This window comes from Allomuricauda sp. CP2A (assembly GCF_001683915.1).
GTDB lineage: Bacteria > Bacteroidota > Bacteroidia > Flavobacteriales > Flavobacteriaceae > Flagellimonas.
Genome location: NZ_LXTT01000165.1, coordinates 1 through 13,844 on the forward strand (window position 1 = coordinate 1; position 13,844 = coordinate 13,844).

General features: G+C 42.6%; 15 protein-coding genes. 5 read left to right on the top strand and 10 right to left on the bottom strand.

Annotated elements, in window-relative coordinates; translation table 11 throughout:
• The first annotated feature begins 35 nt into the window (after nucleotides 1-35).
• From A7D14_RS18345 to A7D14_RS18365, 5 genes are all read left to right on the top strand, one after another.
• Entirely contained in the window at nucleotides 36-764 is a 729-nt protein-coding gene (locus A7D14_RS18345) for a MotA/TolQ/ExbB proton channel family protein (RefSeq protein ID WP_067037742.1), read from the top strand.
• A 26-nt stretch (nucleotides 765-790) separates the two neighbouring features.
• Nucleotides 791-1,243, top strand: a complete 453-nt coding sequence (locus A7D14_RS18350) for a hypothetical protein (protein ID WP_067037744.1) — start codon at nucleotides 791-793, stop codon at nucleotides 1,241-1,243.
• A gap of 12 nt (nucleotides 1,244-1,255) precedes the next feature.
• Entirely contained in the window at nucleotides 1,256-1,861 is a 606-nt protein-coding gene (locus A7D14_RS18355) for an ExbD/TolR family protein (protein ID WP_067037746.1), read from the top strand.
• 14 nt (nucleotides 1,862-1,875) lie between these two features.
• Nucleotides 1,876-2,358 (top strand): ExbD/TolR family protein, encoded by a 483-nt coding sequence (locus tag A7D14_RS18360; RefSeq protein WP_067037748.1) that lies wholly within the window; start codon nucleotides 1,876-1,878, stop codon nucleotides 2,356-2,358.
• A gap of 71 nt (nucleotides 2,359-2,429) precedes the next feature.
• Nucleotides 2,430-3,137 carry a porin family protein gene (locus A7D14_RS18365; protein WP_067037750.1) on the top strand — a complete coding sequence of 236 codons (708 nt, stop codon included), beginning with the start codon at nucleotides 2,430-2,432 and terminating at the stop codon, nucleotides 3,135-3,137.
• On the opposite strand, the gene A7D14_RS18370 is transcribed toward A7D14_RS18365, so the two are convergent.
• The 10 genes from A7D14_RS18370 to rplM form a co-directional block, all read right to left on the bottom strand.
• Nucleotides 3,132-3,734: a hypothetical protein gene (locus A7D14_RS18370; protein ID WP_067037752.1), complete on the bottom strand. Its 603-nt coding sequence runs from the start codon at nucleotides 3,732-3,734 to the stop codon at nucleotides 3,132-3,134. The two genes, A7D14_RS18365 and A7D14_RS18370, sit on opposite strands and share 6 nt — an antisense overlap.
• On the bottom strand, nucleotides 3,734-5,191 hold the full coding sequence (rpoN, locus tag A7D14_RS18375) for an RNA polymerase factor sigma-54 (RefSeq protein WP_067037754.1): 1,458 nt from the start codon (nucleotides 5,189-5,191) through the stop codon (nucleotides 3,734-3,736). The genes A7D14_RS18370 and rpoN overlap by 1 nt, the downstream gene beginning before the upstream one ends.
• A gap of 46 nt (nucleotides 5,192-5,237) precedes the next feature.
• The gene (gene asnS, locus A7D14_RS18380) at nucleotides 5,238-6,671 is read right to left on the bottom strand and encodes an asparagine--tRNA ligase (RefSeq protein ID WP_067037756.1); all 1,434 of its coding nucleotides are present in this window, start codon (nucleotides 6,669-6,671) and stop codon (nucleotides 5,238-5,240) included.
• A gap of 90 nt (nucleotides 6,672-6,761) precedes the next feature.
• Nucleotides 6,762-9,158, bottom strand: a complete 2,397-nt coding sequence (locus A7D14_RS18385) for an efflux RND transporter permease subunit (protein ID WP_067037758.1) — start codon at nucleotides 9,156-9,158, stop codon at nucleotides 6,762-6,764.
• Between the two features lie 74 nt (nucleotides 9,159-9,232).
• On the bottom strand, nucleotides 9,233-9,787 hold the full coding sequence (gene frr / locus A7D14_RS18390; RefSeq protein WP_067037760.1) for a ribosome recycling factor: 555 nt from the start codon (nucleotides 9,785-9,787) through the stop codon (nucleotides 9,233-9,235).
• Between the two features lie 41 nt (nucleotides 9,788-9,828).
• Nucleotides 9,829-10,536, bottom strand: a complete 708-nt coding sequence (gene pyrH / locus A7D14_RS18395; RefSeq protein ID WP_067037762.1) for a UMP kinase — start codon at nucleotides 10,534-10,536, stop codon at nucleotides 9,829-9,831.
• Between the two features lie 144 nt (nucleotides 10,537-10,680).
• Nucleotides 10,681-11,505 carry a translation elongation factor Ts gene (gene tsf, locus A7D14_RS18400; RefSeq protein ID WP_067037764.1) on the bottom strand — a complete coding sequence of 275 codons (825 nt, stop codon included), beginning with the start codon at nucleotides 11,503-11,505 and terminating at the stop codon, nucleotides 10,681-10,683.
• Between the two features lie 75 nt (nucleotides 11,506-11,580).
• Nucleotides 11,581-12,759, bottom strand: a complete 1,179-nt coding sequence (gene rpsB, locus A7D14_RS18405; protein WP_067037766.1) for a 30S ribosomal protein S2 — start codon at nucleotides 12,757-12,759, stop codon at nucleotides 11,581-11,583.
• A gap of 214 nt (nucleotides 12,760-12,973) precedes the next feature.
• The gene (gene rpsI / locus A7D14_RS18410; protein WP_067037768.1) at nucleotides 12,974-13,360 is read right to left on the bottom strand and encodes a 30S ribosomal protein S9; all 387 of its coding nucleotides are present in this window, start codon (nucleotides 13,358-13,360) and stop codon (nucleotides 12,974-12,976) included.
• Complete coding sequence (gene rplM / locus A7D14_RS18415) at nucleotides 13,361-13,816, bottom strand: 50S ribosomal protein L13 (RefSeq protein WP_067037769.1); 456 nt, start codon at nucleotides 13,814-13,816, stop codon at nucleotides 13,361-13,363.
• Nucleotides 13,817-13,844: the final 28 nt, after the last annotated feature.

Here is a 13,844-nt window from a genome sequence, read left to right on the forward strand (position 1 = left end):
ACATTATTAACTAACTAAATTTAAGTTTAAGAAAAATGAAAAAAGTATCCTTTACTCTGGCTGCTGCCGGAATGTTTGTTTTGGGAACTACCACTGCATCTGCAGCAATGTTGCAAGAAGAAGCTGAAGCCAGCAAAGGTTTCACCCAAGTATTGAAAGAACAGTTTATCCAAGGAGGCCCTGCCTTTATGGGAATTGTACTTCTATGTTTGATCTTGGGATTGGCAGTTGCCATTGAAAGAATAATTTATTTGAATTTGGCAACCACCAATACCGCCAAATTGAAGCAACAGGTAGAAGATGCCTTGGCTTCCGGTGGTGTTGAAGCCGCAAAAGAAGTTTGTAGAAATACCAAAGGACCCGTTGCTTCCATTTACTACCAAGGTTTGGATAGAGCTGGAGAAGGATTGGAGTCCGCTGAAAAAGCTGTTGTTGCCTACGGAGGTGTGCAAATGGGACAGTTGGAGAAAAACGTTTCCTGGTTGTCTTTGTTTATCGCCATTGCGCCCATGCTTGGGTTCATGGGTACGGTAATCGGTATGATCCAGGCCTTCCAGAAAATTGCTGCGGTGGGTAACTTGAGTGCCTCTTTGATCGCTGGTGATATTCAGGTGGCGTTATTGACAACGGTATTTGGTTTGATCGTTGCCATTATCCTTCAGATTTTCTATAACTATATCATTGCTAAAATCGATAGTATCGTAAACGATATGGAAGATTCTTCCATTGCCTTGATTGATATGTTGGCAGCTCACAAAAAGTAATTACGAATTAAAAACTATCGAGAATCATGAATAAGATAATTAAAATAATACTCATAGTCATCGGGTTGATAGCAGCCGTTCTTTGGTTCTCTTTGCCATCAGCTGATGATCCAGATGCCATCAACAGTGGTGCCATGAACTTCATGTTCGTGATCATGTACATCTTGTTGGCCATTGCGGTTGTGGCTGCATTGTTTTTTGGGCTCACCAAACTGTTCACCACACCCGGAAGTATTAAGAAGGCCCTTTTTGGCCTTGGTGGATTGGCCATTATAGTTGCTATATCCTATGGACTTTCCTCAACAGAGGAGGCAGAGGCCGTAGTTAAGGTTTTTGAGGACAAAACCTCCTCAGATCTTAGAACAACTGTAGGTACTGTAAAAAACATAGGAATGGGATTGAACGTTTTCTTCATCCTTACGGTCATTGCCGTGCTTCTTATGGTTTTGCCAGGTTTGAAGAAAATGTTTGTTAAGTAAAAAAGTTGAATTATGCCTAGAAGAAAAGGAGCTCCGGAAGTAAATGCCGGTTCCATGGCGGACATTGCGTTCTTGCTGCTTATCTTTTTCTTGGTTACCACAACCATAGAAACTGATGCAGGATTGGACCGTATGTTACCACCCATTGAACCGCCAGAAGAAGACGTAATCATTAAGCAGAAGAACATTTTTACGGTCAACATCAATAGGAATGGACAATTGCTTGTAGAAGATAATCTAATGGACCTCAAGAATTTGAGGGAAGCTGCTGTGTCATTTCTTGAGAACAATGCAGATGGATCGTGCAACTATTGCAAAGGAAAAAAGAATCCAGAGTCTTCGGATAATCCTTCAAAGGCCATTATTTCTTTGAAGAACGATAGGGAAACCAAGTACAGTACCTACATTACCGTTCAGAACGAATTGGTAGGTGCCTATAACGACCTTCGTAATCGTGAAGCCCAAAGACTATATGGTAGGGATTTTACAAAAATGGAAGCAGAGTACTTGAACCCAGAAACACCTTCATCGGTAAGGGACGATCTAAAAGATAAGGTGAAGCGTATTCAAGATATGTTTCCCCAAAAGCTCTCAGAGGCTGAAACAACAACCAATTAAAACTAAAATTTAGTATGGCTAAGTTTACAAAAAAGAAGGATGGTGATTTGCCAGCGGTATCTACAGCTTCGCTGCCGGATATTGTATTTATGTTGCTGTTCTTTTTTATGACAGTGACCACTATGAAAGATAGTTCGTTGTTGGTTGAAAACACACTTCCCAATGCAAGTGAAATTAAGAAATTGGAGAAGAAAGATCGTGTAATCTATATCTATGTTGGAAAACCAACCCAAGAATACCAAAAGGTGTTCGGGACAGAACCAAGGATTCAGTTGAACGATAAGTTTGCCAGTGTGGACGAAGTAGGTTCATACATTTTGGCTGAGCGAGCAAAAAAACCTCAAGAACTTCAAAACGTATTGACTACTGCACTTAAGGTTGATAAGAATGCCAGTATGGGTTTAATTACCGATATTAAGCAACAACTAAGGGAAGTAAACGCCTTAAAGGTCAACTATACGACCTATGAAGGGGATGCTTTTAACAATCTACAGTAGGCAATAGCTTAGATTTAGTGGGAAACGCTCCAAATAGTACTATTTGGGGCGTTTTTTGTTTAATAAAATAGATGTTATATAGCGTGGAACGGTACTTGGTTATTCTTCTTTTTATACTGTTTTCAACACAAATCAGAGCCCAATCTGATAGCTTGAAACTAGAAGGGGAGCAGTTTTCCAAATATCTCGAAGACCAATTCTATATTGGTTTTGGGTATAATTTGTTACTGAATAAACCTTCAGAGGCCGTTCAACGAAATTTGTCCTATAATCTACAGGCAGGCTTTATCAAGGATATTCCCTTGAATGCCAGAAGAAACTTTGGTGTGGGGCTTGGCTTGGGCTATGCGGTCAACTCCTATTACAGCAGTATTGTTGCTGCCGAGACCGGTGACGATATTACTTACGAGGTACGCAGCACATCAGAATTCAACAGGAGTAAATTCGAAACCCATTCCCTTGAAGTTCCCCTTGAACTTAGATGGAGAACCTCCACTGCCGAAGAATACAGGTTTTGGAGAATTTATGCCGGAGCCAAATTAGGCTATGTCTTTTCAGGAAGATCACGTACTGTGACCGATAACGGGAACATGGTGTTCTCAAATACCGATATTCAAAAATTTCAGTACGGCCTTATCCTCAGCTTTGGCTATAATACCTGGAACGTACATGCCTATTATAGTCTAAATCCGCTATTAAAAGAAGGTGCCGCAATACAGACAGGAGAAACTTTTGATCTGAATGTCCTACGTATCGGCGTAATCTTTTATATCCTATAACCAATACTTCAAAATAATCAATTGGGAGCAGCACCCAATAAGGAACCCGATGAATAATTCGGACTTGCTGTGGGCTTTAAGGTACAATCTTGATGTTGTTACCAAACCTGTAAAAAGGGTAAAGATGCTTATGGCGAGCGTAATGTTGACCTCAAAATGAATGCTGAGCCCGATCATAAACATTAAAATACTGCCCATGCCCAATAGGTGCATACTGGTCTTGAATTTTAGGAAAAGGAGAATAAGTGCGGTAGCAGTGGCCGTTAAAAGCCCTGTAAAAAAGTAAAACAGCTCGTTTACGTAATTATTTGGGATGACTTTGTACAATATCATCAAAAATAAAATACAGCTGATGTAAAGGGGATATTTGCGTTCTTCCAAGGTGGGCAAAAAAATGGAATGTATCACCCCAAGGTTCTTCAAGATCAGAAAAAAGATAATGGGGATGATCACGGTCAAAATAAAAATGGGCAGAATATTGCCACTTTGCATCTCAAGGGTGCTATAAGGGGCCACTATAAAATAGAGGATGGTGCCTCCAATGGGAATGAACAAGGGGTGGAAGAGGTAAGATACAATGTTGAAGAAATGGCGCATTAGATCTCCTTTCTTAGCCTGGCCACAGGAATTCCCAATTGCTCCCTGTACTTGGCCACGGTTCTCCGGGCTATGGGGTAGCCGCGTTCCTTGAGAATTTTTGCCAGCCTATCATCCGTCAAAGGTTTTCGCTTTTCTTCGTCCTTAATTACTGTTTCCAATATTTTCTTGATCTCCTTTGTGGATACATCCTCACCTTGCTCATTTTTCATGGATTCTGAAAAGTAGTCTTTTATGAGTTTTGTGCCATAAGGAGTGTCCACATATTTGCTGTTGGCCACCCGCGATACGGTGGAGACATCCATATCAATTTTGTCGGCAATATCCTTTAAGATCATGGGGCGTAATTTTCGCTCATCCCCGGTCATAAAGTACTCCCGCTGATAGTTCATAATGGTGTTCATGGTAATGAACAGTGTCTGTTGGCGCTGTTTTATGGCATCAATGAACCATTTGGCGGCATCCAGTTTTTGTTTGATAAAGAGAACGGTGTCCTTTTGCGATTTGGACTTTTCCTTGGCATTTTTGTACCCCTCCAGCATATTGCTGTATTCCTTTGAAATATGCAGTTCAGGGGCATTTCTCCCATTTAGGGTGAGTTCGAGCTCCCCATCTACAATTTTAATGGAAAAATCAGGGACAATATGCTCAACGATTCGGTTATTGCCCGAATAGGAACCCCCGGGTTTGGGATTCAGTTTTTCTATTTCTGAAATGGCCTCCTTAAGCTCCTCTTCACTAATATGGTGCTTTTGGATTAGCTTGGTATAGTGCTTTTTGGTGAACTGATCAAAAGACTTCTCCAAAATGTTTATGGCCAGCTCAACGGCAGGTTTCCGTTCCTTCCTTTTTAATTGGATGATCAAACATTCATCCAATGATCTCGCACCGACACCGGGAGGATCCAACTCTTGGACCACCTTGAGCACAGATTCAATCTTTTCCTCCTCAACATAGATGTTTTGGGTAAAGGCCAAATCGTCCATAATATCCGAAATGGGTCTTCGGATGTAGCCGCTTTCATCCACACTACCCACCAAAAACTCGGCAATGGCCCATTGCTCATCATCCAGATACACTGTGTTGAGTTGGTTGATCAAATATTGGTTAAAGGATATTCCGGCAGCGTATGGAATGCTCTTTTCATCATCATCAGGACTGTAGTTGTTGGTCTGGGTCCTATAATCAGGGACTTCGTCATCACTCAGATAATCATCAATATTGATATCCTCTGCCGAAATGGTCTCATTGTCCACAGAATCATCAAAGGTATCCTCATAGGAATCCTCCATGGTCTCGCTTTCCGCCTTTCCACTTTCCAGTGCAGGGTTGTCTTCCAACTCCTGCTTCAGTCGCTGTTCAAAAGCCTGCGTGGGCAATTGAATGAGCTTCATGAGCTGGATCTGCTGTGGAGACAGTTTTTGTGAAAGCTTAAACTGTAGATGTTGTTTCAGCATACAGATCGATTTACAACCGTCCTTCTTATAAATGTAAGAATTCCAATTAAAACTCCGCGTTTTGCGGCGTCCTGGGGTAAGGGATTACGTCCCTAATATTGCCCATACCGGTGGCAAACTGGACCATTCGCTCAAAGCCAAGTCCAAACCCACTATGGACCGCGGTACCGAACCGTCTTAGGTCCAAGTACCACCAGAGCTCTTTTTCATCAATGTCCAGCTCCTTTATTTTTTGCTGAAGCACATCCAAACGTTCCTCACGCTGGGAGCCTCCCACAATCTCACCAATGCCCGGGAAGAGGACATCCATGGCGCGCACCGTTTTTCCATCCTCGTTCAAGCGCATGTAAAATGCCTTGATATTGGCCGGATAATCAAATAGGATTACAGGACATTTAAAGTGTTTTTCCACCAAAAAGCGTTCGTGCTCGCTCTGCAGGTCGGCACCCCATTCATTGATAAGGTACTGGAATTTTTTCTTTTTGTTGGGTTTGCTGTTCCGTAAAATATCGATGGCCTCGGTATACGAAACCCGCTTAAAATTGTTCTCAACGACAAACCTTAACTTGTCGGTCAGGCTCATTTCCGAACGCTCATTTTGGGGTTTGGTTTTTTCCTCATCCAAAAGGCGTTTTTCCAAAAATTCAAGATCATCTGTGCAGTTGTCCAACACATATCGAATGATCCATTTAATAAAATCTTCAGCCAGATCCATGTTGGCATCCAGATCATAAAAGGCCATTTCGGGCTCGATCATCCAAAATTCGGCCAAGTGCCGTGATGTGTTGGAGTTCTCTGCTCGAAACGTGGGGCCAAAGGTGTACACTTTGCCCAAGCCCATGGCATAGGTCTCGGCCTCCAACTGACCGGAAACGGTAAGGTTGGTCTCCTTGCCAAAGAAATCTTCGGAATAATCCACGTTGCCCTGTTCATCAACTGGAGGATTTTTATCATCCAATGTGGTCACCCTGAACATCTCACCAGCACCTTCGGCATCGGAACCCGTGATGATAGGGGCATGCATATAATAAAATCCATTTTGCTGAAAGTAACTGTGAATGGCAAAGGACAATGCGGAACGCACGCGCATTACCGCTGAAAATGTATTTGTGCGAACCCGTAAATGGGCCTTTTCGCGCAAAAATTCCAAGGAGTGCTTTTTGGGCTGAATGGGATAAGTTTCCGGGTCAGCGGTACCGTGCACAAAGATATCCGAAGTCTGGATCTCCACGCTTTGTCCCTTTCCTTGACTTTCTTCGAGGGTGCCGGATATTTTTAGGGCGGCGCCAGTGGTGATTTGTTTCAGAACGGTGTCATCCAAATTCTCAAAATCCACAACGCACTGTATGTTATGTATGGTTGAACCGTCGTTCAAGGCTATAAATCGGTTGCTCCTAAATGTTTTTACCCATCCATTTACTTCAACAGGTTCTCCTAAGGGCTGCTTTTCCAGCAATTCTTTTATGGAATAAGATTTCATTGTCAAGCTATCGTAATTTAGGCGGTAAAGATAGGTTTTTGATAAAAAACGAGAGCAATGGAATCACCATATTTATGGTAGTTTCACGGATTATTTGTCCTTGATATTGACCTCTTCTTTTGGCAAAATATCGATTTGCGGTTTTTTGAGTACCTGTTTATTGGCGATGCTTCTTTCCAACGAGAGGAGTAGGGAAGGCAATAAAATAAGATTGGAGAGCATGGCAAAGAGCAAAGTGGCCGATACCAATCCCCCCAAAGCCTTGGTGCCACCAAAACTGGAGATGATAAAGACCGAGAATCCAAAGAAAAGCACAATGGAGGTGTAGAACATACTCACTCCGGTCTCTCGTAAAGCGGCATATACAGAACGTTTAATGTGCCATTTATGGGTGGCCAGTTCCTGTCGGTATTTTGCTAAAAAGTGGATGGTGTCGTCCACCGAAATACCAAAGGCAATACTAAATACCAAAATGGTGGATGGCTTTATGGGCACGCCCAAGTACCCCATTACACCGGCTGTAATCACCAATGGGAGCAAGTTGGGGACCAATGAGATGATGACCATTCGGAACGAGCGGAACAAATAGGCCATAAAAAGGGAAATCAATCCAATGGCCAAAGCCAGGGAGAGCAGTAAATTTTTGACCAAATATTTGGTGCCTTTTAAAAACAACAAGGCCTTTCCGGTCATAAAAACCTTGAACCGTTCCGAAGGAAAAAACTTGTCGATGGCCTGTTGCACGTCTTTTTCAATTTCTTCCATGCGGTCTATTTTCACATCGCGCATATAGGTGGTCAAACGGGCAGTTTGCCCCGTGCTGTCCACAAAACTTTTTAGAAGATCACCATCACTGGATGACTTTCGGGCCACATCCATGATAAATGTGTTCTCTTGTGATGTGGGGAGTTGATAGTATTTTGGAATGCCGTTGTAAAAGGCCTGTTTGGAATATTTGATCAAATCCACAACGGATAACGGCCTAGAAAGCTCTGGGATTTCATCGATGACGGTTCCCAACTGATCCATTCGTTTTAGGGTGGCGGGTTTAATGACCCCGTTTTTTCGTTCGGTATCCACCACGATTTCCATGGGCATAATGCCGTCAAACTCTTGTTCAAAAAAGCGGATATCCTTAAAAAAATGGGTGTTTTTGGGAAGATCTTCAATCCGGCTCCCCGTAATTTTAATCTGGTAAATGCCAATAATGCTCAACACCAGTACTGCAACGGTAACGATATAAACGGCTATCCTATGATTTCGGACAATATTTTCCATCCTACTCACAAAAAAGTCGATCCACTTTTTGTTGAGGTGTTTTAAGTGCTTGGTTTTGGGAAGCGGCATAAAACTATAGATGATGGGAATGATCAATAGGGAAAGAACAAAAATCCCCACAATGTTGATGGAGGCCACAATACCAAATTCTTTGAGCAGGTCACTGTCCAAAATAATAAAGGTGGCAAATCCAGAGGCCGTGGTGATATTGGTCATCAAGGTGGCGTTCCCAATCTTGGAGATGACCCGTTGCAGTGAAAGGGCCTGATTGCCGTGTTTATTGACTTCTTGCTGATACTTATTGATGAGAAAAATGCAATTGGGAATTCCAATAACAATGATCAGTGGAGGAATAAGAGCAGTTAGAATGGTTATTTCATACTGCAACAACCCCAAGAAACCGAAGGCCCACATCACTCCAATGATCACTACACACATGGAAATGAAGGTGGCCCTGAAACTTCTAAAGAAAAAGAAGAAGATCAAGGAGGTGACCACTAGGGCGGCCACGATAAAAATTCCAATTTCATCCACAATGGATTTGGTGTTCCAGGTTCGGATGTAGGGCATTCCAGAGACATGGACATCCAACTGCGTTTCTTCCTCAAAACCTTCAACCAGATCACCAAGGTCGTTAAGGATAAACTGATTGCGAACTTCGGTGTTCATAATGTCCTTATCCAAATAGGCAATGGTCTGTATGGTACCGCTTTTTGGATTGTAGACCAAGTTGTCATAAAAAGGGAGCTCGTTGAACAGATGGTTTATGAGTGTATCCACCTCTTTTTTGGTCTTCGGGGGATCTTTGATGAAAGGCTCCATGACAAAAGCTTGCTCCTCATTGTCCTTGACCAAAACCCGAAGATTGTCCGTGGATACCACAAAATCAATTTCGGGAAAGGCTTCCAATTGCTTGCTCAGCTTGTTCCAACGGTTAAAGTTTGTGGGCGTGAACAGTGCCGAATCGCGAATGGCGATCACAATGGCATTGCCCTCTTCTCCAAATACTCTGGTAAAGGCATTGTATTCAATGGAGGCAGGATGGTCGTCAGGAAGGATGTTGGCCTCGGTATTGGAAAATTGCATGTTTTTCCACTGTAAGGCCAAAAAAACAGTGAACCCGGCAATGGCAATAAGAATCAGAATCCTATTGCGGAGAATAATACGTGCGACCTTTGGCCAAAATCCTTTAGTGAGCTTTGCTACCATTTGGGTTTTGTTGGGCGCAAAGGTAGAAAATGATCGGCTGTGTTCCTAGGAAACGCAACAATCAATATGGGGTTTTATACCTTCATGATTTCCGCTTCCTTATTGGCCAGGATGGAATCTATTTTTTTGCTGTATGAATCGGTGAGCTCCTGTACATCCACTTCGGCATTGCTCAACAAATCTTCGGAAATATCCAAAGCCTTGAGTTCTTTGTTGGCATCCTGTCGTGCACTTCGAACACTTACTTTGGCATCTTCGGCTTCAGCTTTGGCCTGTTTTACCAATTGTATTCTACGCTCCTCGGTCAATGGTGGCACATTGATGATAACCATTTCACCATTGTTCATGGGGTTGAAGCCCAAATTGGCGTTCATAATGGCCGTTTCAATTTCGCCCAGAAGACTTTTCTCCCAAGGCTGCACGGAGATGGTCCTTGCATCTGGGGTATTAATGTTGGACACTTGTGAAAGGGGGGTCTGGGAACCGTAATACTCTACCATTACCGTGGAAAGCATCATTGGACTTGCTTTACCGGCACGGATTTTTACCAAAGCTGTTTCCAAGTGGGAAATGCTCGCATCCATACTTTCTTTAGTGCTGTCCAAAATAAATTTAACCTCTTCGTCCATATGTTTAAATTTTAATATCCAAAATCAAAGCCTGTGCCAATCTAAATATTGACCACTGTTCCGATATTTTCACCGGAAATTATTTTCATAAGATTGCCGCGTGTGTTCATATCAAAAACAACAATGGGCAGTTCGTTTTCCTGACTTAGGGTAAAGGCCGTGGTGTCCATGACCTTAAGCCCTTTTGAAAGTACCTCTTTAAAGGAGAGGGAATCAAATTTGGTCGCATTTTTGTCCTTTTCTGGATCGGAGGTATAGATTCCATCGACCCTAGTGCCTTTTAGGATGACATCTGCACCAATTTCAATAGCTCGCAAAACTGCGGCTGAATCCGTGGTAAAATATGGGTTTCCGGTACCCCCTCCAAAAATCACGACTCTTCCTTTCTCTAGGTGACGGACAGCCCTTCTTCGGATAAAAGGCTCAGCCACTTCGTTGATTTTGATGGCAGATTGCAGTCGGGTCTCTACACCTAGATGCTCCAAGGCACTTTGTAGTGCCAAACCATTGATTACGGTGGCCAACATACCCATGTGGTCTCCCTGTACTCGATCCATTCCCTGACTGCTTCCGGAAAGTCCCCTAAAAATATTGCCGCCTCCAATTACAATGGCCACTTCAACTCCTTTTTCCACTACAGATTTAATGTCTTCGGCATATTCCGCCAATCGTTTGGCATCAATGCCATATTGCTGTTCGCCCATTAGGGCTTCACCACTAAGTTTTAACAGGATTCTTTTGTATTGCATTAAAGGCTTCTTGAAGTTCGGACAAAAATAATCAAAATTATTTATGGGAAATGAAGAACATGTAGGTTGATTGCTTTTGAACAGCGCACAAAAAAACCGCTCCTTTTTTGGAGCGGTTTTTTTGATTTTGTGTTATGGGGGCAATTAGCCCAAAGCTACCCTTGAAAAACCGGTAACGGTCAAATCGGCATTCACGGATTTAACGTATTGGGCAACGCTCTGCTTACTGTCCTTGATGAAATCTTGGTTCACCAAAGTGTTGTCCTTGAAGAAACGCTTCAATTTACCTTTGGCAATGTTGTCCAACATTTCCTCAGGTTTTCCTTCTTGACGCAATTGGTCTTTTGCGATTTCAATCTCTTTGTCGATGACAGATTGATCAACACCTTCTTCATTCAAGGCAACCGGGTTCATTGCGGCAGCTTGCATGGCAACGTCCTTGGCTGCTTCGGCGGCACCGTCCACATTGGCAGACAATCCGACCAAAGTAGCAATCTTGTTACCCGCATGAATGTATGATCCAACAAAGGGAGCACTCAATTTCTCAAAGCTACCAATCTCTATTTTTTCACCGATGACACCGGTTTGCTCGGTCAATTTATCGGCAACGGTCATGCCATTGAAAGAAGCGGCAAGAAAATCATCCTTGCTATCAAATCCAAGGGCCAAATCTGCCAAATCAGTAGCCAATTTCACAAAGGTCTCATTCTTAGCTACAAAGTCGGTCTCACAGTTCAATGAAATGATGACACCTGTTGTGCTGTCTGAATTCACTTTTGCAATGGCAGCACCTTCTGAGGAATCCCTATCAGCTCTCTTGGCAGCTACTTTTTGTCCTTTTTTTCTAAGGATTTCTATTGCTTTATCAAAATCACCATCAGCTTCAACCAAAGCTTTTTTGCAATCCATCATTCCAGCTCCGGTGGTCTTTCTTAATTTATTTACTTCTGCGGCGGTAATCTTTGCCATTTTTTCTTTTTTTAAAATTTATGTAAAGTAAAACACTATTAAAGTGTTTTGTTTTAGGACAATGTTAAATCAATCTTAGGCTTCAACCCCACCTTTGGCGTTGTCTTGCCATTCTTTTAATTCATCCCACTTGCCATCAGCAGCCATTTTTGCCTGTTTTGGCCAAGAAGTTGGGTCTAAATGGGCCAAATTGGAACTGGCCTCGGTCAAGATTTCCTTGATTTTCTCAGGGTCCGCTTTTGCCAATTCAGCGTAAGTTCCAATGCCGCTGTTCACAATAGCTTCGGCGGCCTTAGGACCAATGCCCTCAACTTTGGTCAGGTCGTCTGCTTTGGCAGCTTCCTCTTTTTTTGCAGGCTCAGCAGGTTTTTCTGCTTTTTCCTCTTTCTTTTCTACAGCTTTCTCTTCCTTCTTTGCTTCAGTTTTCTCTTCTTTTTTAGGAGCGGGCTTAGCTTTTTTCGTTGCTTTTTTCTCAACTACTTCATCCTCCTCAGAGTCATCGGCAACAACTTTTTTTGCAACTACTTCATCCTCTTCTTCCTCCTTGTCGTTCTGTTTGTCGTTTTTTCGCTCGGCCAAACCTTCGGCAACAGCATTGGTGACTTCAGTCAAGATGGCTTCGATGGATTTACCGGCGTCATCATTGGCGGGAATCACAAAATCAATGGGCCTTGGGTCTGAATTGGTATCGACCATGGCAAAAATTGGAATGTTCAATTTTTGGGCTTCTTTTACCGCGATGTGCTCACGCATGGTGTCCACAATAAAGATGGCACCGGGCAAGCGGGTCATATCGGCGATAGACCCCAAGTTTTTGTCCAATTTTGCACGCAAACGGTCAACTTGCAACCGTTCCTTTTTGGAAAGTGTGTTGAACGTACCGTCTTTTTTCATACGGTCAATAGCGGCCATTTTCTTAACTGCCTTACGGATAGTGACAAAGTTGGTCAACATACCACCAGGCCATCTTTCGGTGATGTACGGCATGTTTACCTTGGATACTTTGTCTGCAACAATATCCTTGGCTTGTTTTTTTGTGGCTACAAAAAGGATTTTTCTTCCAGAGGCAGCGATTTTTTTGAGGGCTTCATTGGCTTCCTCAAGTTTTGCTACCGTTTTGTAAAGGTTGATTACGTGGATACCGTTACGCTCCATGTAGATGTAGGGCGCCATGTTGGGGTTCCACTTTCGTGTTAGGTGTCCAAAATGTACACCTGCTTCCAGTAAGTCTTTTACTTCAATTTTACTTGCCATTTTTTGTAATTAGTTTACGTTCCGTTGGAGTAGCAATGGATTGGTGGTCGCATAAGCTCGCCCTATCCATTTAGATGCTAAACTAAATTCCAAAAAGTCGATTTTTTTCCTTTTTGGAACAACGACAACTTGGTTAAAAATTTAACCCTGAAACAGTATTTTTCAGGGTTTTCAATGAACTTTTATATACAAAGGTGCCAAAGACACCGAAATATTAACGTTTGGAGAACTGGAATTTCTTACGGGCTTTCTTCTGACCGAATTTCTTTCTTTCCACCATTCTTGGATCCCTGGTCAATAGACCTTCTGGTTTAAGAACAGCCCTGTTCTCAGCATCAATTTCGCACATTGCCCTGGACAATGCCAAGCGAATGGCTTCTGCCTGACCAGTGATTCCACCTCCATAAACATTTACCTTCACATCGTAGGTGTCCTCAGTCTCGGTCAAGGTAAAAGGTTGTTTTACCTTATATTGCAATGTACCAGTGGTAAAGTACTCATTCAAGTCTCTTTTGTTGATGGTGATGTTCCCTTTTCCTTCGGAAACATATACCCTTGCCACGGCAGTTTTTCTTCTACCTATCTTATGAACCACTTCCATTTATTTGTAGTCGTTTAAGTTTATTGCTTTTGGTTTTTGTGCTTCTTGACCGTGTTCAGCACCGGCATATACCTTAAGGTTCCTAAAAAGGTCTGCACCCAATTTGTTCTTGGGCAACATCCCTTTGATGGAGGTTTCAATAATACGCTCTGGATGCTTCGCCAAAACCTCTTTGGCAGTAGCAGAACGCTGTCCGCCTGGATACCCTGTGTATCGGATATATTCCTTATCGTCCCATTTATTGCCGGATAGATTTATTTTTTCGGCATTAATGACCACTACATTGTCACCACAATCTACGTGGGGAGTAAAATTGGCCTTGTGTTTTCCTCTAAGCAACTTAGCTACTTTAGACGCCAATCTTCCCAAGGTCTGTCCTTCAGCATCAACCAATAACCACTGCTTGTCAACGGTAGCTTTATTGGCGGAAATAGTCTTATAACTTAATGTGTCCACTTCTCTAAAAATATTGATTTAATAACCT

Excerpts from the sequence above, each read along its gene's own strand:
- rpsB (WP_067037766.1), bottom strand. The coding sequence starts at position 12,759 with ATGGCAAGTAAAATTGAAGTAAAAGACTTACTGGAAGCAGGTGTACAT.
- A7D14_RS18370 (WP_067037752.1), bottom strand. The coding sequence starts at position 3,734 with ATGCGCCATTTCTTCAACATTGTATCTTACCTCTTCCACCCCTTGTTC.
- pyrH (WP_067037762.1), bottom strand. The coding sequence starts at position 10,536 with ATGCAATACAAAAGAATCCTGTTAAAACTTAGTGGTGAAGCCCTAATG.
- rpoN (WP_067037754.1), bottom strand. The coding sequence starts at position 5,191 with ATGCTGAAACAACATCTACAGTTTAAGCTTTCACAAAAACTGTCTCCA.
- tsf (WP_067037764.1), bottom strand. The coding sequence starts at position 11,505 with ATGGCAAAGATTACCGCCGCAGAAGTAAATAAATTAAGAAAGACCACC.
- A7D14_RS18345 (WP_067037742.1), top strand. The coding sequence starts at position 36 with ATGAAAAAAGTATCCTTTACTCTGGCTGCTGCCGGAATGTTTGTTTTG.
- asnS (WP_067037756.1), bottom strand. The coding sequence starts at position 6,671 with ATGAAATCTTATTCCATAAAAGAATTGCTGGAAAAGCAGCCCTTAGGA.
- A7D14_RS18355 (WP_067037746.1), top strand. The coding sequence starts at position 1,256 with ATGCCTAGAAGAAAAGGAGCTCCGGAAGTAAATGCCGGTTCCATGGCG.
- A7D14_RS18365 (WP_067037750.1), top strand. The coding sequence starts at position 2,430 with ATGTTATATAGCGTGGAACGGTACTTGGTTATTCTTCTTTTTATACTG.
- A7D14_RS18360 (WP_067037748.1), top strand. The coding sequence starts at position 1,876 with ATGGCTAAGTTTACAAAAAAGAAGGATGGTGATTTGCCAGCGGTATCT.
- A7D14_RS18385 (WP_067037758.1), bottom strand. The coding sequence starts at position 9,158 with ATGGTAGCAAAGCTCACTAAAGGATTTTGGCCAAAGGTCGCACGTATT.
- rpsI (WP_067037768.1), bottom strand. The coding sequence starts at position 13,360 with ATGGAAGTGGTTCATAAGATAGGTAGAAGAAAAACTGCCGTGGCAAGG.
- A7D14_RS18350 (WP_067037744.1), top strand. The coding sequence starts at position 791 with ATGAATAAGATAATTAAAATAATACTCATAGTCATCGGGTTGATAGCA.
- frr (WP_067037760.1), bottom strand. The coding sequence starts at position 9,787 with ATGGACGAAGAGGTTAAATTTATTTTGGACAGCACTAAAGAAAGTATG.